Origin of the sequence: Weissella fangxianensis, from assembly GCF_024718545.1 — a bacterium.
In the GTDB taxonomy this organism is placed as follows: domain Bacteria; phylum Bacillota; class Bacilli; order Lactobacillales; family Lactobacillaceae; genus Weissella; species Weissella fangxianensis.
The window spans coordinates 1-18,828 of the sequence record NZ_JAMXDB010000032.1 but is presented as its reverse complement, the minus strand read 5'-3'; the positions used below and the strand labels follow the sequence as shown (position 1 = coordinate 18,828).

At 39.2% G+C, this 18,828-nt stretch carries 16 protein-coding genes, 1 pseudogene and 1 other annotated feature; all 17 genes and pseudogenes read left to right on the top strand.

The features are described 5' to 3' along the window. Positions 1-3 precede the first annotated feature (3 nt). Positions 4-96, top strand: a complete 93-nt coding sequence (locus tag NGR58_RS07955; protein WP_407077141.1) for an IS3 family transposase — start codon at positions 4-6, stop codon at positions 94-96. A gap of 362 nt (positions 97-458) precedes the next feature. Further along, the gene (locus tag NGR58_RS07950; RefSeq protein WP_258089028.1) at positions 459-2,294 is read left to right on the top strand and encodes an APC family permease; all 1,836 of its coding nucleotides are present in this window, start codon (positions 459-461) and stop codon (positions 2,292-2,294) included. Between the two features lie 130 nt (positions 2,295-2,424). Continuing rightward, a complete protein-coding gene (locus tag NGR58_RS07945; RefSeq protein ID WP_258089027.1) occupies positions 2,425-3,408 on the top strand; it encodes a DUF2785 domain-containing protein in 984 nt (327 codons plus the stop codon). Positions 3,409-3,486: 78 nt separating this feature from the next. Beyond that, positions 3,487-4,635 (top strand): D-alanine--D-alanine ligase family protein, encoded by a 1,149-nt coding sequence (locus tag NGR58_RS07940; RefSeq protein ID WP_258089026.1) that lies wholly within the window; start codon positions 3,487-3,489, stop codon positions 4,633-4,635. A gap of 212 nt (positions 4,636-4,847) precedes the next feature. Continuing rightward, the gene (locus NGR58_RS07935) at positions 4,848-5,375 is read left to right on the top strand and encodes a YqeG family HAD IIIA-type phosphatase (RefSeq protein WP_258089025.1); all 528 of its coding nucleotides are present in this window, start codon (positions 4,848-4,850) and stop codon (positions 5,373-5,375) included. Continuing rightward, positions 5,368-6,510, top strand: a complete 1,143-nt coding sequence (yqeH, locus tag NGR58_RS07930) for a ribosome biogenesis GTPase YqeH (RefSeq protein ID WP_258089024.1) — start codon at positions 5,368-5,370, stop codon at positions 6,508-6,510. The genes NGR58_RS07935 and yqeH overlap by 8 nt, the downstream gene beginning before the upstream one ends. 2 nt (positions 6,511-6,512) lie before the next feature. Further along, entirely contained in the window at positions 6,513-6,827 is a 315-nt protein-coding gene (gene yhbY, locus NGR58_RS07925) for a ribosome assembly RNA-binding protein YhbY (RefSeq protein WP_258089023.1), read from the top strand. Between the two features lie 24 nt (positions 6,828-6,851). Next, positions 6,852-7,490 (top strand): nicotinate-nucleotide adenylyltransferase, encoded by a 639-nt coding sequence (locus tag NGR58_RS07920; protein WP_258089022.1) that lies wholly within the window; start codon positions 6,852-6,854, stop codon positions 7,488-7,490. After that, entirely contained in the window at positions 7,480-8,076 is a 597-nt protein-coding gene (yqeK, locus tag NGR58_RS07915) for a bis(5'-nucleosyl)-tetraphosphatase (symmetrical) YqeK (protein WP_258089021.1), read from the top strand. Before NGR58_RS07920 ends, yqeK begins: the two co-directional genes overlap by 11 nt. 3 nt (positions 8,077-8,079) lie before the next feature. Beyond that, positions 8,080-8,454, top strand: coding sequence for a ribosome silencing factor (gene rsfS / locus NGR58_RS07910; protein ID WP_258089020.1), 375 nt, complete (start codon positions 8,080-8,082; stop codon positions 8,452-8,454). Further along, entirely contained in the window at positions 8,454-9,200 is a 747-nt protein-coding gene (locus tag NGR58_RS07905; protein WP_258089019.1) for a class I SAM-dependent DNA methyltransferase, read from the top strand. The genes rsfS and NGR58_RS07905 overlap by 1 nt, the downstream gene beginning before the upstream one ends. Positions 9,201-9,217: 17 nt before the next feature. Continuing rightward, positions 9,218-10,399: a nucleotidyltransferase gene (locus NGR58_RS07900; RefSeq protein ID WP_258089018.1), complete on the top strand. Its 1,182-nt coding sequence runs from the start codon at positions 9,218-9,220 to the stop codon at positions 10,397-10,399. 16 nt (positions 10,400-10,415) lie between these two features. After that, positions 10,416-10,961, top strand: coding sequence for a YceD family protein (locus NGR58_RS07895; protein WP_258089017.1), 546 nt, complete (start codon positions 10,416-10,418; stop codon positions 10,959-10,961). Between the two features lie 94 nt (positions 10,962-11,055). After that, positions 11,056-13,713 carry a DNA mismatch repair protein MutS gene (gene mutS, locus NGR58_RS07890; RefSeq protein ID WP_258089016.1) on the top strand — a complete coding sequence of 886 codons (2,658 nt, stop codon included), beginning with the start codon at positions 11,056-11,058 and terminating at the stop codon, positions 13,711-13,713. A gap of 14 nt (positions 13,714-13,727) precedes the next feature. Further along, entirely contained in the window at positions 13,728-15,755 is a 2,028-nt protein-coding gene (gene mutL, locus NGR58_RS07885) for a DNA mismatch repair endonuclease MutL (RefSeq protein WP_258089015.1), read from the top strand. A 28-nt stretch (positions 15,756-15,783) separates the two neighbouring features. Further along, on the top strand, positions 15,784-16,245 hold the full coding sequence (locus NGR58_RS07880; RefSeq protein ID WP_258089014.1) for a flavodoxin: 462 nt from the start codon (positions 15,784-15,786) through the stop codon (positions 16,243-16,245). A gap of 44 nt (positions 16,246-16,289) precedes the next feature. Continuing rightward, positions 16,290-16,492 (top strand) — a binding site (T-box leader). Between the two features lie 82 nt (positions 16,493-16,574). After that, a pseudogene (thrS, locus tag NGR58_RS07875) lies at positions 16,575-18,435 on the top strand (threonine--tRNA ligase); the annotation flags it as partial. Positions 18,436-18,828 lie beyond the last annotated feature (393 nt).

The window sequence follows — 18,828 nt, the reverse complement described above, 5'->3', positions numbered from 1 at the left end:
TATATCTATTACTACAATAATAAACGGATTAAAACAAAACTGGCCGGAAAAACTCCGGTTCAATACCGAAATCTTTCCGACCAGCTAGTTGCTTAAACTTCTCTCCAATTTTTGGGGTTCAGTTCAGTAACGCTATTTGCGTCATTTTTGGCCGAAGCAAAGTAAAGGACAAGAATGTCGTAAATCGCATTACATTGAGGTTTCAGACTTTTGGAACGCGTTTAGGCTATAAAGTTTATAGCCTGATAATCAATTTATTTTTAACAAATAAAGGTCGAGACATTATATGTGTCTCGACCTTTTGTGCATCTCATGTCATGAAAAAGTAAAATAAAAAAGGCGCAAAAAGATAGACAATCAATGGGCAGAGAACTAGAATAAAGCCTTGTAGAAATAGGGCAATCTAATTTAGACTATTTTTAAATTTATTGAAAAATTTTTTCTTGAGGAGCGGAAACATGTGGCCACTATTTAAACGGTTCTTAATAGGTAAGCCGTTGAAAACTTTAGACGAAGGTGCTCGTCATCTTAGTCGAACGAAAGCGTTGGCTCTGTTATCGTCAGATGCATTATCATCTGTTGCATATGGAACAGAACAAATTATTACAGTACTTTTCGCTGTTGGTGGTTTGGCAACATTATGGTTACAAGTGCCGGTTGTTGCATTAGTGTTGGTTCTTTTGGGAGCCATTACTTTATCATATCGCCAAATTATTCATGCATACCCAGCGGGCGGTGGTGCCTATTTAGTCACTTCTAAAAATTGGGGTATGCATGCCGGGCTAGTCGCGGGTGGCTCGCTGTTAGTAGATTATATGTTAACCGTTGCTGTATCGGTCGCTGCTGGAACTGAAGCAATTGTTTCTGCTATTCCGGCCCTTCACCCATATAGTGTCGCAATTGGCGTGGTCATTATTCTTGTTTTAACTGGTATTAATTTACGCGGTTTACGAGAATCTGCGGGAGCTTTAATGGTGCCAGTTTATCTCTTTATCGCGGTGATGGTCGTGATGATTATCTGGGGCTTATTTAATATTCTAACTGGCCAAGTTAATTATCAGCCAACGACTACGGGGCATGTGGCAACGGGTAGTGCATCAGTACTACTATTTTTGAAAGCCTTTTCTAGTGGTTCATCATCTTTGACCGGAGTTGAGGCGATTTCGAATGCTGTACCTAACTTTAAGGAACCAAAATCTAAAAACGCTTCGATAACTCTCATTATTATGGCGCTGATTTTGGCGTTCTTCCTAACAGGTATTACTTTCTTATCATTTAGTTACGGGATTACACCAGATACACATGTGACCGTATTAGCACAAATTGGTCAGCAAGTATTTGTTCATGGCGTTTTCTTTTATATCTTACAAATCGCAACGGCGTTGATTTTGGCAGTTGCTGCCAATACGGGTTTTTCTGCCTTTCCGCAATTGGCCTATAACTTGGCACGTGATAAGTTTATGCCTCATAGTTATATGGATAAAGGCGACCGTCTGGGATATTCAAATGGTATTATGTCACTAGCTTTGGGTGCCATTGTGTTATTAGTGATTTTTAAAGGATCAACTGGGTCACTAATTCCGCTGTATGCTGTTGGCGTATTCGTGCCCTTCACGTTGTCACAATCGGGTATGATTATTCACTGGTGGCGTGAGCGGGATGGTCATTGGTTAGTGAAGTCATTGATTAACTTTGTTGGTGCTTTCATATCAGGTGTTTTAGTAGTTACACTGTTTGCCCTTCATTTTAGCTCAGTCTGGCCATATTTAATCATTATGCCAATGCTGTTACGCGTATTTTGGGGCATCAATCGCCATTATAAATTAGTCGCCAAACAATTACGGGTTTTATCAGAAGAACCGATTAAACGCCATCATTATGACGGGGCCACGGTCATTGTCTTAGTATCAAATTTGACTCGAGCTACGGCAGAAGCGGTTGATTATGCGAAATCAATTGGGAATACAGTCTTAGCGATGCATGTCTCATTTGATTCAAATCCACAAAAAGAGCATCGACTGGGGACTGAGTTCAAACGAGAATTTCCAGAAGTGCGCTATGTGGATATCCATTCGTCTTATCGATCGATTACAAAACCGGCAATGCGGTTTGTAGACGAAATTGCCAAAGGGACGAAAGAACGTAATTATTCATTAACGATTTTGATCCCACAGTTTGTACCACGTCATGGTTGGCAAAATGCTTTGCACAATCAAAATAGTTTGAAGTTACGGACGGCATTAGCTTCTCGTGATATTACGGTCTCGACCTATTACTTCCATTTGAAGGAATAGTTAGCAAAATTACAGTGACATACTAGTTTTTTATGCTCAAAATCTTGAGTAAATGAACTAGTATGTTTTTTATTCTATATTGTTGTGTTAATCTAAATTAGACTAAGATAATAAAAGAAAGGATCGAAACATGGAATATACGACTGATGATGTTCGTGAAGAACTAAAAATGATTCGATCACGTGTCCATGCAGGGACGTTATTTGATTCATTAGGTAGTGAAATTGGGCGATTACTTGATGAATTTGAGTACGATGCACCAACTGAAGTCGTGCAATTATCTGCAAAAGAAGCCACTGATATTAAGGAACGGGTGTTGAATTGGCAGCAAACGCTCTATGCTGGTCAACCTGTTGCGATTAGTAATCAAGATGTTTTAGATTTAATGAATAGTTTGCGCCAAACAGATCCAGCAGTGCGTGATAAAGGAGCTTTTTTCTTTATCAGTGATGGTTTGCAGAATAATGTGTTTAAGCCTAATCAATTGTTATTGATGGTTCGCTATTTATTGCAGGATAATGTTTTGTTTAATCACATAACAGAAACAGAAAATGATGGTGTTTTCTATCGTTCGTTTAGTATTTTTATTTTGTCGATGCTACATTATGCTAATCGTAAAGGAAATGTTCACTTTATTAGCGAAGAAGTGGCCGAGACATTGTTTTTAAACTTTGCAACTTATATTGCATTAGAGCATGATACTAGAGGATTTGTCGGGGAAAAAAGCTGGGCGCATGCTTTTATGCACATCGGTAATTTATTAGATGAACTGGTTCACGATGAGACATTACCACGTGCTGATAAAATCTTTTTGCTAACGATTTTGGTTGAGAGATTAAAGCGTCTAGATACACCCCTGATTATGGGAGAGAATCGGCGTTTAATTGGATTCGTTGCTGACCTAGTTAAGACGAATGAACTATATTCTCAGTACTTTTTGAAACAATTAAAACAGTGGCGACAGGAAATGACACGTCAAATGCAACCTGACTCAGAGAGTGATTGGCATCGCCTATATAATCAACAACGTTTCCAACAGGGATTGTTAATGCGGAACGATCTACCGCAGGAGATTATTGACTATTTAAATGAATCTCGGAACTTTTTAGCATAAAGTTCCCGAAAATCGGATTTATATGTTATACTTAGGTTTCTAGACAAATCAGTTTGACAGACAAGGGAGATCAACCATATGTCAGAAAAATTAAATATTGCAATGTTGTTTGGTGGTAACTCATCAGAGCACGATGTTTCAAAACGTTCAGCGCATAACATTTATGATGCGATGGATAAAGATAAGTATAATGTCACGGTCTTTTTAATTTCAAAAGACGGCATTATTATTAATGCTGACGATTCATGGCGTGTTTTCGAGGGTGAAGATGAAGATGCCATCGTAGCGGCAGCTAAGGATAAGATGGACATGTCTAATCCACTAGCACCAATTGCTGTTTTGGGGGAAATGGCCGATATTGATTTCTTCTATCCAGTGGTCCATGGAAACTTAGGGGAAGATGGTACATTACAGGCATTATTCCGCTTGCTACAAAAGCCTTATCTAGGACCTGGTATTGCAGCCTCTGCAATGTCGTTCGATAAGGATTTGACGAAGCGCATTTTGAATCAAGCCGGTGTTCGTAATACGGATTACGTATTATTGACTGATCAAAATTATCAAGATTACACATACGCAGAGTTAGTTAAAAAACTAAATTCAGACGTGTTGTTTGTTAAGGCATCTAGCCAAGGATCTTCTGTTGGTGTTTCTCGAGTAACCAATGAAGATGAATATAAGGCAGCTTTGAAGGACTCATTCCAGTATGATTATAAAATTTTGGTTGAGGGTGCCCTTGATAAGCCACGTGAAGTCTTTATCTCAATCTTAGGTAATGAAAATCCACGTGCTTCTCGTTTAGGTGGCATTGTATTACCAGAAGACGATGTTTGGTATGATTACAACAACAAGTTTGTGGATGCCTCTGGTATGGTATTCGAATTACCTGTTGAATTAGACCAAGAACTAACAGATGAAATTACTGAGATGGCCTTAAAGGCATATAAGGCACTTGGATTAGTTGGTTTGACACGTATGGACTTCATGATTGATAATGATGGTGTACCATATCTTGGTGAGCCAAATACTTTGCCAGGATTCACTAATATTTCATTGTATCCACAAATGTGGGAAGTTTCTGGTATTAGTTATACTAACTTAATTGATGAATTGATTGCATACGGAATTGCTGAATTTGATCGTCAAAATAAGTTATCATATGATTTTGTGTCTCTTGGTGAGGAACAAATGGGTGAAAAGCAATATAACGCTGAAGTAGCTAAATAAACATGTAAAAGAAACTGGGACATAAGTGAGTGTCCCGGTTTCTTTTTGTTTAAAAGTAACAATTATAATGTAAAATAAATGTGATAGTCGACAGTGAAATAGATACGTTTGAACGCGGAATTTGTTATAAGAGGCCAGTAGTTGGGTTCTTTCTAAAATCGTTCATTTAGCGTATACTTTACAATAAGATTAATAGTGGAAAAGGACGAAAAATGACGAATTCATTTACCCCAACATGGATGATTGATGCAATTTATTGTGTCACGCCGGAACAATTACGCCAACATAATATTAAGGCAGTTTTAACAGATTTAGATAATACACTAGTGGCGTGGAATAACCCAGATGGGACACAAGAGTTGCATGATTGGTTGTTAGACATGCAACAAGCAGAGATACCAGTAATGATTATTTCAAATAATTCAGCCAGCCGGATTGCGCGGGTTGCTGACCCGCTCAAATTGAACTTTGTTTCTCGGGCTTTAAAGCCAATGACGCGTGGTTTAAAAGAAGCAACAACTATTCTACAATTACAACCAAGTGAGGTTGTTATGGTAGGTGATCAGTTGTTAACTGATGTCTGGTCAGCGAATAATGCTGGCATGCGTAGTATTTTGGTGAAGCCACTGATTGAAACAGATCAATGGAACACAAAAATTAACCGCTTTTTTGAGAAAGGCGTAAAGCGCAATATGCTAAAAGATAACCCACAATTGCAATGGAGGAAAGAGCTTGACTAGCGAAGAGACTGTACGTCAGTACATTGATGAAGGATTACGGTGCATTGGCTGTGGTGCATTGATTCAAACTGATAATAAAAATGAGATTGGTTATACACCAATGTCAGCTCTTTTGAAGAGCTTTGAGAATGATGAGGTATTTTGCCAACGATGCTTCCGTTTACGACACTACAATGAAATTCAACCAGTTAATTTAACCGATGATGATTTCCGTCGTTTGTTAGAACAAATTGCAGATACGAACTCATTAGTTGTTTATGTAATGGATGTCTTTGACTTTTCTGGTTCATTAATTCCAGGATTACATCGCTTTGTTGGTAATAATGATGTGTTGCTAGTAGGAAACAAGGTTGATGTATTACCACGTTCGTTAAAGCGCACAAAAATTAAGGATTGGATGAGGCAGCAAGCAAATATTGCTGGGTTACGTCCGCTTGATATTGCCCTGACTTCAGGAAAAAATGGGGATGCAATTGCGCATCTACTTGATTTAATTGAAAAATATCGTCATGGCCGTTCGGTTTATGTGGTCGGCGTAACGAATGTTGGAAAGTCAACTTTGATTAACCAAATCATTAAAGAAGTTACTGGTGATCGTGACGATGTTATTACCACATCACGCTTTCCTGGCACAACTTTAGATCGGATTGAGATTCCATTAGATGATGAAAGTAACATTGTTGATACCCCAGGCATTATTCATCAGGATCAAATGGCACATTATCTAAGTGCTGCTGACTTGAAATATGTTTCACCACAAAAAGAAATTAAGCCGACAACGTTCCAATTAAATGCTGGACAAACATTGTTCATGGGAGCGCTAGCACGCTTTGATTACATTCAAGGTGATCGTGCAGGAATTACAGCTTATTTTGAAAATAACTTATTGATACATAGAACAAAGTTGGCAAACGCCGATAATTTTTATGATAAGCACGCTGGTGACCTATTAGCACCACCAACGGCGGCAGGCCTAGATGAATTGCCACCATTACAACGGCATGAGTTTAAGACGACAGTAAAGACGGACATTGTGATTGATGGTTTGGGTTGGATAACTGTACCAGCTGATACCGTCGTCGCAGGATGGGCACCAAAGGGTGTTTCAGTATTAACACGAAGGGCAATGATTTAAAGATGATATCACTACGAGGAAAACAAAAACGCTATTTACGAGCAGCAGCACATGATATGCGACCACTGTTTAGTGTGGGTAAGCAAGGTTTAACTGAAAATTGGTTAAACCAATTGGTCGATGCGATTAATAAGCGTGAACTTTTTAAGGTAAACATTCTAGCTAATTCAGATGTTGATGTAACTGAACTAAAACAATTTATTGAAACTAATTCGTCTATTCAAGTTGTACAAACAATTGGTCATACCTTGGTATTGTTTGGCGAATCTCAAGAAAAGGAGAACCGCCACTATTCAGTGGCTGTTCAAAAAATTTAAGAAATAAGCAATGGGAGATGGCGTATGGCAACCACATTAAAGCAATTTGTTACGCAGATTCAGGTAGAACCTGAGTCCGCTGATAAAAAGAAAAAAATAGGGATTATTGGTGGCACGTTTAATCCACCGCATGTTGGTCATCTCATCATTGCCGAGCAGGTTGCAGATAAACTAGGCTTGGATAAAGTATATTTTATGCCGAATGCAAAGCCCCCTCACGTTGATACAAAGGAAGCAATCGACCCGATTGACCGTGCGCGCATGGTTCAAGCAGCCATTGCGGGCAATAGTCATTTTGATATTGAGCTATTAGAAGTACAACGGGGCGGAAAAAGTTATTCTTATAACACAATGTTGCAATTGACGATTGAACATCCCAACTATGATTACTATTTTATTATTGGTGGGGATGAAGTAGCTTATCTCAATACTTGGTATCGCATTGATGATTTATTACGATTAGTAAAATTCGTTGGTGTTAATCGGCCAGGTCAATCACGGGAGGCTGCTTATCCTGTTTTATGGGTCGATGTGCCTAACTTAGCGATCAGTTCAACAGATATTCGGCAACGGATTGCACATCATAAGAGTGTGCGTTACTTGGTCCCTGATTTAGTCGCTGCGTATATTGTAGAAAATGGGTTATATTTAAATGACAGATAAACTAGTTTATACAAAAAATATTTATAATGGTTCTCGAGCAGAGTTGGTAGAAAAAGTTCAAGCAGCTTTATCAGACAAACGATTCCAGCATGTTTTGCGGGTTGAGGAAATGGCTATTAAATTAGCTGATCAATGGCAGGTTGATCAAGAGTTAGCTTCGATTACCGCTTTAACACACGATTATGCTAAAGAGCGTTCTGATATCGATTTTTTGAATAAAATCAGTGAAAAAAAGTTAGATACTGATTTAAACAATTGGGGAAATAATGTTTGGCATGGCGTTGTTGGTGCTGAAATGGTTAAAGATGAATTAGGTATTAATCATGAAGATATTTTAAATGCCATTCGTCAGCATACAACTGGCGGTGTGACCATGACCAAATTAAGTCAGGTTCTATACATGGCAGATTATATTGAAGAAGCTCGTGATTTTCCAGGTATCGATGAAGTACGAGCACTGGCATTTAAGGATCTAGCAGCCAGTGTTGGCTGGCAAACAGCCCATACTTTAGCTTATCTTGTGGATAAGCAAGTAAAAATTTATCCGGGAACTTTACTAACGTATAATGCATGGAGTGTTAAATAGAAAATGATAAGTAGTAATGTTAATGACATGTTGGCAGTAGCTGTTAAAGCAGCAGACAGTAAGCGAGCAGAAGATTTGGTCGCATTGGATATTCATGAAATGAGTATTATTGCAGATGATTATTTGATTTTGAGTGCGCCAAATGAACGACAAGTTATCGCGATTGCTGATGAAATAATCGATAAAATGGCAGAAGCAGGCTTTAACTTGGTAAATCAAGAGGGGCGTAGTGAAGGTCAATGGGTACTATTAGATTTCGGTGATTTGATTGTTCATGTATTCAAAACGGAAACGCGTGAATTCTATCAACTAGAAAAAAGCTGGCAAGCTGCACCAGAAGTTGCAATTGATCAATGGATCATTAAGGAAGATTTCTAATGAATTATCAAACGTTTGCTAAATTGTATGACGATTTATTCGATGAGGATGCATATGCTGACTGGCAATTATATGCACAAACACATGTTCATTCAAAAACTGGCAAGTTGCTTGAGCTGGCTGGTGGTGCTGGTCGTTTGGCTATTTTATTAAAGCAGCACGGTTTTGAAGATGTATCCGTCTTTGACTTGTCGCCAGATATGCTATCATTGGCGGCTGAGCATGCTGAAGAAGCGCAAGTTGACCTTCCCTTAATCGAGGGTGATATGCGTGAATGGTCGGATTTGAAACAGAAATACACCACAATTACTTCATTTGCAGATTCTTTTAATTATTTAGCAAATACTAAAGAAGTTTTAGCAACGTTTAAGCAAGTTGCTAGCCATCTTGAACCCAATGGCCAGTTTTTATTTGATGTGATTTCACCTTGGCAGACAGATGTGTACTATCCAGGGTATATGTATAACTGGCATGATGAAGAAACGGCATTTATGTGGTCGACGTATGGTATTGAAGATATGCCACATACTGTTGAGCATGAACTGACTTTCTTTGTGTATAACGAAGATATTGATGGCTATCAACAGATGCAAGAAATTCATACAGAACGCACTTATGACATTGAAACGTATCAGCGCTTACTAAAGAAAGCAGGATTCAAAGATATTCAGGTTTCTGCAGACTTTGGTAGAAGCGAAGTGACACCAGAGTCAGATCGTTGGTTCTTTAGTGCTATAAAGGCATAAGATAGGAAAGATGTGTTATGACAGCAGTTGGTATTATTGCAGAATATAATCCGTTTCATAATGGGCATGCCTATCATCTAGCGCAAGCCAAGATGTTAACTGGTGCAGAAACGGCTGTTGTCGTGATGTCAGGCAATTTTGTACAACGAGGTGTACCAGCGATATTTGATAAATGGCAACGTACATCGCTTGCGCTTGAAGGCGGGGCTGATGTTGTTTATGAATTACCATTTGCATTTGCTGTGCAACCAGCGCATTTATTTGCGCGTGGTGCCGTTAACTTATTGGCTAGAGCTGGTGTAGATACGATTGTCTTTGGTGCCGAACATGCCCAATTAGATTTTCTTGCTTTGGCCAAGCAGGCGCGCAGTTTATTAATGAGTAATCAGGCTTTTCGGACAGATTATACACAAACTTATGCCACTGTATTTAATGATGTGTTAGCTCAAGCAACTGGTGAACGGCTTTCTGAGCCCAATGATTTGCTAGGATTTGCATATGCGACAGCGGTTTTAGAACTTGGTTTAGCGGACGAAATTCGTTTATTACCCATTCAGCGAATTGGAGCATCATATCATCAAACTGCAATTACGGATAGCCAGATTGCAAGTGCAACTGCCTTACGTGACCTTATGCACCGACGAGCATCGGCGCATGAATATGAGGCTTTTGTTTCGTCGCAGGCAGCAGGTTTACTTAGCCAGGGGCCACAAACAAAAGAATGGTCAACGGATTGGTATCACTTGTTGCAATATAAGGTATTGACCACACCGGTTGAAGAATTATCGACAGTTTATCAATTGAATGATGGACTAGCCTATCGACTAAAAGAACAGATGACACGCCAGACAGATGCTGATTACCAGACCTTTATGACGTCGTTTAAAAGCAAACGATATACTTGGTCAAGATTACAACGAACATTGTTGTATACGTTACTTAATATTCGTCAGCAAGAGATGCAACAGGCAGTCGATCAACCTTATTTGCGGCTATTAGGTGCAAGTAAAACAGGGCGGGCGTTTATTAAACAGCAGCGAAAACATGTATCAATACCTGTTGTCAATCGTGTAACTCATGAGGATACGACGGGCATCTTGACATTGGATTATCGTGCTGGCAAGCTGTATGAATTAATGATCAAACAACCAGTACGACAAGCGATGGATACAGGTCGTATTCCGCTATTTACTGAATGAGAAAGGAAGTAAATATATGAAGTGGCAATTTTCAGAATTACAAACCTATAAAGATGAACCACTACCATTTAATGAAAAGGTAACCCTTAAGGAAGATTTATTAACGCAATTTGGTGATGTCATCAAGGATATTACACCAGTTAATGTTTCTGGTTTTGCACAAAGTGATGATGATGACGTCCTTATTCATGCTCATGTAACGGGAGAGCTAGTAACACCTTCGACAAGATCATTACAACCAGTTACATTGCCAATTGATTTGGATATTGATGAAATTTATATTCAAGATAAGCAACATGAAGACCGTTACAGTGATGAAGAATCAGTGATTGTCGTTGATGATGGTAAAATCAATTTTGATGAGGCCATCCTTGAATATATTGTTCTATCAATTCCACTACAAGTTTTGACCGAGGAAGAAGCAACCAATGAGACGATGCCTACAGGTGAAGACTGGTCAGTGATTTCAGAAGAAACGTATGAAAAGAAAAAGCAAGAAACCAAACAACAAAATACACCTTTGTCAGGTTTAGCTGATCTATTGAAAGATGATGAAAAATAAATCTTGGTAATTGTTTGTTGATAAACATATAATAGGGACAAGACCAGAGCAAATCGTGTTCTGGTCTTGTTTGTTAGAGAAAGGATTGCTTAGAATGGCTAAACCAAAAACGACTCCCATGATGACCCAATATAATGAAATCAAAGCACAATATCCAGATGCTTTCTTATTTTATCGACTGGGAGACTTTTATGAGCTATTTAATGAGGATGCGGTTGTTGGGTCACAAATTCTCGAATTAACATTAACGCAACGTAATAAAAATTCTGCTAAACCAATTCCAATGGCTGGTGTGCCGCATCATGCAGCCCAAAATTATATTGATATTTTGGTTGATAAGGGCTATAAAGTGGCGGTAGTTGAACAAATGGAGAACCCCGCTGATGCAGAAGGAATGGTTAAGCGTGAGGTTGTCCAGCTGGTGACGCCCGGAACGCGGATGAAAACGTCTGCTGATTCAGCTAAGGAAAATAATTATTTAGTGGGACTAGCCACCACAAATACTGATGACTATGGGCTAGCTTATACTGATTTATCGACGGGGGAAATTAAAGTAACTGATTTACAAAGTGTGAATGGTGTTTTAAATGAAATTAGTCGTTTAGAGACAAAGGAAGTTGTCACAGCAGATGAGTTACCAAGTGATTTACAGGCTAGTTTAACTAACCTAGGTATCTTGGTTTCTAAAATTGATCAACAGGCTGATGAACATGCGGAAATTGCCTTTTTGATACAAAACTTGACCAAAGCAGCCCATAAAACAGCAGCCGATACGTTATTAAAATATTTGTTTGAGACGCAAAAGCGCTCGTTGGATCATTTGCAGCAGGCGACAGCATATGAAGTTGCGCAATATTTAAAAATGGATCGTCATTCACGTGCTAATTTGGAATTAACCGTCAATTTACGGACGCAACAACGGTCAGGAACTTTATTATGGTTATTAGACGAAACAAAGACTGCCATGGGTGGTCGAGCTCTCAAACACTGGTTGGAACAACCCTTGTTAGATGCTGACTTATTGACCCAACGTTATGACAAGATTGGTGAATTAATCAAGGACTTCTTTGGTCGCGCAGCGCTACAAGAAGCGCTACAATCTGTATATGATTTAGAGCGATTAGCAGGTCGTGTCGCTTATGGGACCGCTAATGGCCGTGATTTATTGCAGCTACGTAATTCATTACGCCAGGTTCCGGAAATATTAGCGATTCTAGGAGACTTGGATCCCGCAATATTTGGTCAACTCCATGCAAAAATTGATCCTGTGGCTGATATTGAAACATTGATCAGCGACGCTATTACAGATGAGCCACCAATTTCGGTGACTGATGGTGGCGTTATTCGTGCGGGCTATGATAAACAATTAGATAGTTACCGTGATATTATGACAAATGGTAAGACCTGGTTGGCTGAATTAGAAGCACATGAACGTGAAGCAACGGGGATTAATTCACTAAAGATTGGCTTCAACAAAGTCTTTGGCTATTATATTGAAGTCACTAAAGCCAATATTTCAAAGCTTGATCCAGAACGATATACCCGTAAACAAACGTTGGTCAATGCGGAACGCTTTATTACACCTGAGCTAAAAGAACGTGAACAATTAATTTTGGAAGCAGAATCAAAGTCAAGTGAACTGGAATATCAATTATTTGCTAAAGTCCGCGGTATTATCAAAGAGAATATTCAACGTATCCAAGGATTAGCAGCTCATTTAGCACAATTGGATGTCTTACAGTCATTAGCTACTATTGCTGAAAAGTATCATTTTGTACGGCCAACATTGACCGATGAACAAACGATTGCGATAAAAGAAGGTCGTCATCCGGTGGTGGAAAAAGTGTTAGGCCATCAATCTTACGTGGCTAATGATGTTGACATGCAACCGAGCGATACGATTTTATTGATCACTGGTCCGAATATGTCTGGTAAATCTACGTACATGCGGCAACTAGCCCTAATTGTTATCATGGCTCAAATTGGTTCGTTCGTGCCAGCTGAAGAAGCTACCTTACCAGTTTTTGATCAAATTTTTACCCGTATTGGCGCAGCTGATGATTTGATCTCAGGAAATTCAACGTTTATGGTTGAAATGGCTGAGGCTAATACGGCGTTACAAAATGCAACAAAACATTCATTAATTTTGTTTGATGAACTAGGACGTGGAACCGCTACTTATGATGGGATGGCGTTAGCGCAAGCAATTATTGAGTATGTTCATCAACATACGCAAGCGAAGACGTTATTCTCGACCCATTATCATGAATTAACAGCATTGGCAGATGAATTGACCGCGCTACGTAATGTACATGTTGGAGCAAACGAAGAAAACGGCGAATTGATTTTTTCACATAAAGTATTACCAGGTCCGGCTGACCAAAGTTATGGTATCAATGTTGCCAAGTTGGCTGGGTTACCAGAAAGTTTAATTGATCGCGCAGCTAAGATTTTGGCAAATTTGGAAGCACAAGACGTATCATTAAAGACAGCGCCAATGCAAGCAACGCAACTGGCTGACACTGTTACTACTATGTCAACGGCTGATACACCAGCAACCAGCACACCAAGTGAGCAATCACAAGTAACAGAAGCACAAGAAGATGCACAATTATCTTTGTTTGATTTACCTGATCCAATCGATCCGGCGACGAAACAAGTTGTTGAGGAATTAAAGAATACGAATGTTGCAGGCATGACACCATTAGAAGCGTTGATGAAACTCAATGAGTGGCAACAAACAATACAATAAGTGAGGTAGGATGTATGGCTGAAATTCATGAATTATCGGAAATCCTTGCCAATCAAATTGCGGCTGGTGAGGTAATTGAACGGCCAGGTTCTGTTGTCAAAGAATTGGTAGAGAACGCTTTAGATGCGCATGCTACCCAAATTGACATTTTAGTTGAAGAAGCCGGTGTCAAATCGATTCGGGTTATTGATAATGGGGATGGTATTCCTACTGATCAAGTGGCTCAGGCTTTTTTACGACATGCAACGTCAAAAATCAGTTCGCGCCAGGATTTATTTCGCGTGCATTCATTAGGATTCCGTGGTGAGGCTTTGCCGTCTATTGCATCGGTAGCAGATGTGACGTTACAAACAGCTACTGATGATGCGCAACAAGGTGTCCAGGTACACTATCAGGGTGGCAAATTAATTACTGAAACAGGGACTAATGCACGGCGAGGAACGGATATTACGGTGACAGATTTGTTTTTTAACACGCCAGCGCGCTTAAAATACTTGAAATCTCAAGCAACAGAATTATCACAGATTGTTGATGTGATCAATCGCTTGGCAATGAGTTACCCTGATGTTGCTTTTCACTTAGTTCATAATGGTAAAGAGTTATTGCAGACAGCGGGTAATGGTAACTTACAGCAGGTTATTGCCAGTGTGTATGGTGTCCAGCAAGCCCGTAAAATGTTGGCGGTTAACAAGCATGACAATGATTTTGAAATCAATGGCTTTGTTTCTTTACCAGAGTTAACGCGTTCTAATCGTTCATATATTTCAATCTTAATTAATGGTCGTTTTGTTAAAAATTATAATTTGAGTAAAGCTATTGTTAAAGGTTATGGATCGAAATTAATGGTGGGACGCTTTCCAATTGCTGTCTTACAAATTAAAATGGATCCACTATTAGTTGATGTAAATGTTCATCCCCAAAAACACGAGGTTCGTCTATCAAAAGAGTCGCAGTTAATGGCTTTGATCGAAGAAATGATTGTGCAACGTTTTGTGAACGAAAACCTGATACCGGATGCTTATGAAAATTACATGCAAGGTCAACAAGCGAGCTATGATGAGCCAGAACATGATAATGATCAATTCATGACCCAGTTACAGGAAGCTTCAGTAACTTTTCATTCTGATGATGAGCAGCAATCGCAGGATAGTCACCATGAGAACAATGAGGTGGCAGAAACACCAACAGCTAATCAATCAGATTTAATGATTGCACAATCGAAAAATGATGAAGTTGTGCCAGTGATTGTGACAAAATCGGCAGATTTATCAGAGAAATCTGTAAAAGATTTTGTGGCCAAATATGCGGATAGCCAATCCGTTCAGCCATTTACGGAAGTTGCTAACCCAGTAGCTGCGGAAGATGTGACGTTAACGTGGTCAGATACGGAAGTGGCTGACGATCAACGACAGGATAAACCATTTCCTGATTTGCAATATATTGGTCAAATGCATGGTACCTTTTTATTTGCCCAATCACCAGATGGATTTTATATTGTTGACCAACATGCTGCTCAAGAGCGAATTAAATATGAATATTATCGTGAAGAGATTAGCCAGGTCGGTCTGGAAAGTCAAAAATTGTTAGTACCGATTGTATTGAACTATCCCAAAATAGATATTTTAAAAATACAGGCACATGAAACGCAATTGGAACAGGTCGGTTTGTATTTGGAATCATTTGGCGAAGATGCCTTAATTGTGCGTGAACATCCAGGTTGGATGGTGAAGGGACAAGAAGAAGCGACTATCCGTGAAATGATTGATTGGTTACTTCGTGACGGTAATATTACAACAAAAGATTTTCGTGAAAAAACAGCTATTATGATGTCATGTAAACGATCAATTAAAGCCAATTGGGCATTGAATGATTATGAAGCCCGTGGTTTGTTGAAGCAACTAGCACAGGCGCAAAATCCTTATAATTGTCCACATGGTCGACCGGTTTTAGTATCATTTACGAACACAGATATGGAAAAAATGTTTAAGCGAATTCAAGATTCTCATGAATCATGGGTTGAATACGATAATCATCCATTTTAATTTAATAGATAAGTAAGGGGAAAGATAAATGCAAGCAAAAGTTTATTTTGCAACGATTACGGGTAATAACGAAGATGTGGCCGATGTGATTGTTGAGACATTTCAGAATGAATCAGTTGAAGTCACTAAGGAAGATATCCAATTAGTTGATCCTCAGGATATCTCAAGCACAAATACAGATATTGTTGTCGTGGTACCATACACCTTTGATAAGGGATCATTACCTGATGAAGCATTAGATTTTTATGAAGACTTAGTTGATACAGATCTTAGTGGCATCGTTTACGGTGTGTCAGGATCGGGTGACGATTTCTATGGTGATGATTTTGCGGTGGCCATTGATAAATTTGAACAACAATTTGAAAAGACGGGTGCCGTTAAAGGTGCTGAAGGGGTGAAGGTTAATTTGAGTCCTGATGCAACAGCTACTAAGGCATTACAAGCCTTTACAAAGCAACTCATTGTAACAGCTAATCAACAAGCGAAATAAAACCCTTTTATTTTTAAACTTTTCAGGTATAATAATAGTCGAATATAAAAACGTTGAAGAAAACATGTCGTTTGATAAGTTATGTTAATAGAGAGCCAACGGTGGTGTGAGTTGGTAACATAGGTCAGACGGTACTATTTCCGAGTGTGCTGTGATATAAACGGCAACGTTTCCCGCGTTAAGGGATGAGAGTGTAACAATTTTATTGTTATAAATTCGGGTGGTACCGTGTATAAGCGCCCCGTTATCAGATGAATTCTGATAATGGGACGCTTTTTGTTTTATTTCGATGTGATTTAATCAACAACAGATATTAAGGAGAAATAATTATGGCAGATGTACAAATTACATTTCCAGATGGTGCAGAAAAAACATTTCCAGTTGATGTGACACCATTAGAAATTGCAAAAAGTATTTCAACATCATTAGCTAAAAAGGCCGTTTCCGGAAAGCTAAACGGTGAGTATGTTGGTATGCATGATGCAATTAAAGAGAGTGGTAATTTTGAATTAATTACAAAAGACGATGAAGAAGGTCTACAATTACTTCGTCATTCTGTGTCACATTTATTGGCACAGGCTTTGAACCGTCTTTACCCAGACCAGATTCATTATGGGGTTGGTCCATTTATTTCTAATGGGTTCTATTACGATACTGACAAGGTTGAAGGAAACCAAATTTCAGTTGAGCAATTCCCTGAAATTGAAAAGATGATGAAGCGGATCGTTAAAGAGAACTTGCCAATTGTATCTCGCGAGATTACCCGCGATGAAGCTTTGGAGATGTTCAAGAATGATCCATATAAAATTGAACTAATTAATGATTTACCCGCTGATGAGCACATTTCAATTGCCGTTCAAGGTGAACATGTTGAGTTGGACCGTGGTGGTTTAGTGCCATCAACAGGTTGGATCAAGCACTTTAAGTTGACATCTGTTGCTGGTGCTTACTGGCGTGGTAAGTCATCTAATCCCATGCTACAACGTATTTACGGAACTGCATTTTGGAATGCCGATGACTTGGATGCTGAAATGAAGCGCCGTGTTGAAGCTAAAGAACGTGACCACCGTAAGATTGGTGCCGATCAAGATCTATTCTTTACATCACAAGAAGTTGGTTCAGGATTAGCCGTATGGATGCCTAATGGTGCCGCAATTCGTCGTACATTAGAGCGTTATATTGTTGACCGTGAAGTACAAGACGGTTATCAACATGTTTATACGCCAGTTTTGTCAAATCTAAACCTATATAAGCAATCTGGTCACTGGGATCATTATCGTGATGATATGTTCCCACCAATGGATATGGGCGATGGTGAATTCTTAGAATTACGTCCAATGAACTGTCCATCACATATCATGGTCTACAAGCACCAACAACGTTCATACCGTGATTTGCCATTCCGTATTGCCGAGCTTGGTATGATGCACCGTTATGAAAAGTCAGGTGCGTTGACTGGTTTGTCACGTGTCCGTGAGATGACATTGAATGATGGTCACACTTTTGTGATGCTTGACCAAATTGAGGATGAATTTAAGAAGATTTTGCAGTTGATGGTCGATGTTTACAAAGACTTTGATATCACTGATTACCGTTTCCGTTTGTCATACCGTGATCCTAAGAATACTGAGAAGTACTTTGATGATGATGATATGTGGGAGAAAGCACAGCGCATGTTGAAAGGTGCCATGGATGACATGGGCTTGGCATACTTTGAGGCCGAAGGTGAAGCGGCATTCTACGGTCCAAAATTGGATGTACAGATCAAGACAGCCTTGGGTGGTGAAGAGACATTATCAACTATTCAGCTAGACTTCTTACTACCAGAACGTTTTGATGTCACTTATGTTGGTTCAGATGGTGAGCTACATCGTCCAGTTATGATCCACCGTGGTATTATTTCAACGATGGAGCGCTTTACTGCATACCTAACTGAGATGTATAAGGGAGCCTTCCCAACATGGTTGGCACCTCATCAAGTACGCATTATCCCAGTTAACCGTGAGGCCCATGGTGAGTTCGCACAACAATTGACGGACCGTTTGGTTAAGCAAGGTATTCGTGCTGAATATGATGGCCGCAATGAGAAGTTAGGTTACTTGATTCGTAACGCACAATCATTGAAGATTCCATATACGCTAGTTATTGGGGATGAAGAAGTTTCAAATGATACGGTTACGATTCGTCGCTTCGGTTCGCGTGATACTAATGTTAAGTCTGTTGATCAATTTGAGACAGACTTACTGGCTGATATTGCCAACCATTCACGTGCATTGGATACGCTTGAAAAAGCCGTTAAGGGTGAATAGCTATTATTCATCATGAATAAATTTGAACATAATGAAGTTGGGACAGTTTATTTTGTCTCAGCTTTTTTTATTTTTATCAGTGAATTTGTATTGATCTAAGTTAACAACTGTTTTGAACTGGACCCCGTAAGTTTTGGAAATTACTCCAACTTACGGGGTTTTACTATGTTTTCAAAAGAAGTACAAATTGAAGCTGTCACAATGTATCTACAAGGTATTCCGCCTTATAAAATACGGAAAAAATTTGGCATTAAAGGCACAGACACCATTCGTA

What these genes read in the sequence shown, in the direction of transcription:
- NGR58_RS07950 (WP_258089028.1), top strand. Translation starts at nt 459, where the DNA reads ATGTGGCCACTATTTAAACGGTTCTTAATAGGTAAGCCGTTGAAAACT.
- NGR58_RS07945 (WP_258089027.1), top strand. Translation starts at nt 2,425, where the DNA reads ATGGAATATACGACTGATGATGTTCGTGAAGAACTAAAAATGATTCGA.
- NGR58_RS07940 (WP_258089026.1), top strand. Translation starts at nt 3,487, where the DNA reads ATGTCAGAAAAATTAAATATTGCAATGTTGTTTGGTGGTAACTCATCA.
- NGR58_RS07935 (WP_258089025.1), top strand. Translation starts at nt 4,848, where the DNA reads ATGACGAATTCATTTACCCCAACATGGATGATTGATGCAATTTATTGT.
- yhbY (WP_258089023.1), top strand. Translation starts at nt 6,513, where the DNA reads ATGATATCACTACGAGGAAAACAAAAACGCTATTTACGAGCAGCAGCA.
- NGR58_RS07920 (WP_258089022.1), top strand. Translation starts at nt 6,852, where the DNA reads ATGGCAACCACATTAAAGCAATTTGTTACGCAGATTCAGGTAGAACCT.
- yqeK (WP_258089021.1), top strand. Translation starts at nt 7,480, where the DNA reads ATGACAGATAAACTAGTTTATACAAAAAATATTTATAATGGTTCTCGA.
- rsfS (WP_258089020.1), top strand. Translation starts at nt 8,080, where the DNA reads ATGATAAGTAGTAATGTTAATGACATGTTGGCAGTAGCTGTTAAAGCA.
- NGR58_RS07905 (WP_258089019.1), top strand. Translation starts at nt 8,454, where the DNA reads ATGAATTATCAAACGTTTGCTAAATTGTATGACGATTTATTCGATGAG.
- NGR58_RS07900 (WP_258089018.1), top strand. Translation starts at nt 9,218, where the DNA reads ATGACAGCAGTTGGTATTATTGCAGAATATAATCCGTTTCATAATGGG.
- NGR58_RS07895 (WP_258089017.1), top strand. Translation starts at nt 10,416, where the DNA reads ATGAAGTGGCAATTTTCAGAATTACAAACCTATAAAGATGAACCACTA.
- mutS (WP_258089016.1), top strand. Translation starts at nt 11,056, where the DNA reads ATGGCTAAACCAAAAACGACTCCCATGATGACCCAATATAATGAAATC.
- mutL (WP_258089015.1), top strand. Translation starts at nt 13,728, where the DNA reads ATGGCTGAAATTCATGAATTATCGGAAATCCTTGCCAATCAAATTGCG.
- NGR58_RS07880 (WP_258089014.1), top strand. Translation starts at nt 15,784, where the DNA reads ATGCAAGCAAAAGTTTATTTTGCAACGATTACGGGTAATAACGAAGAT.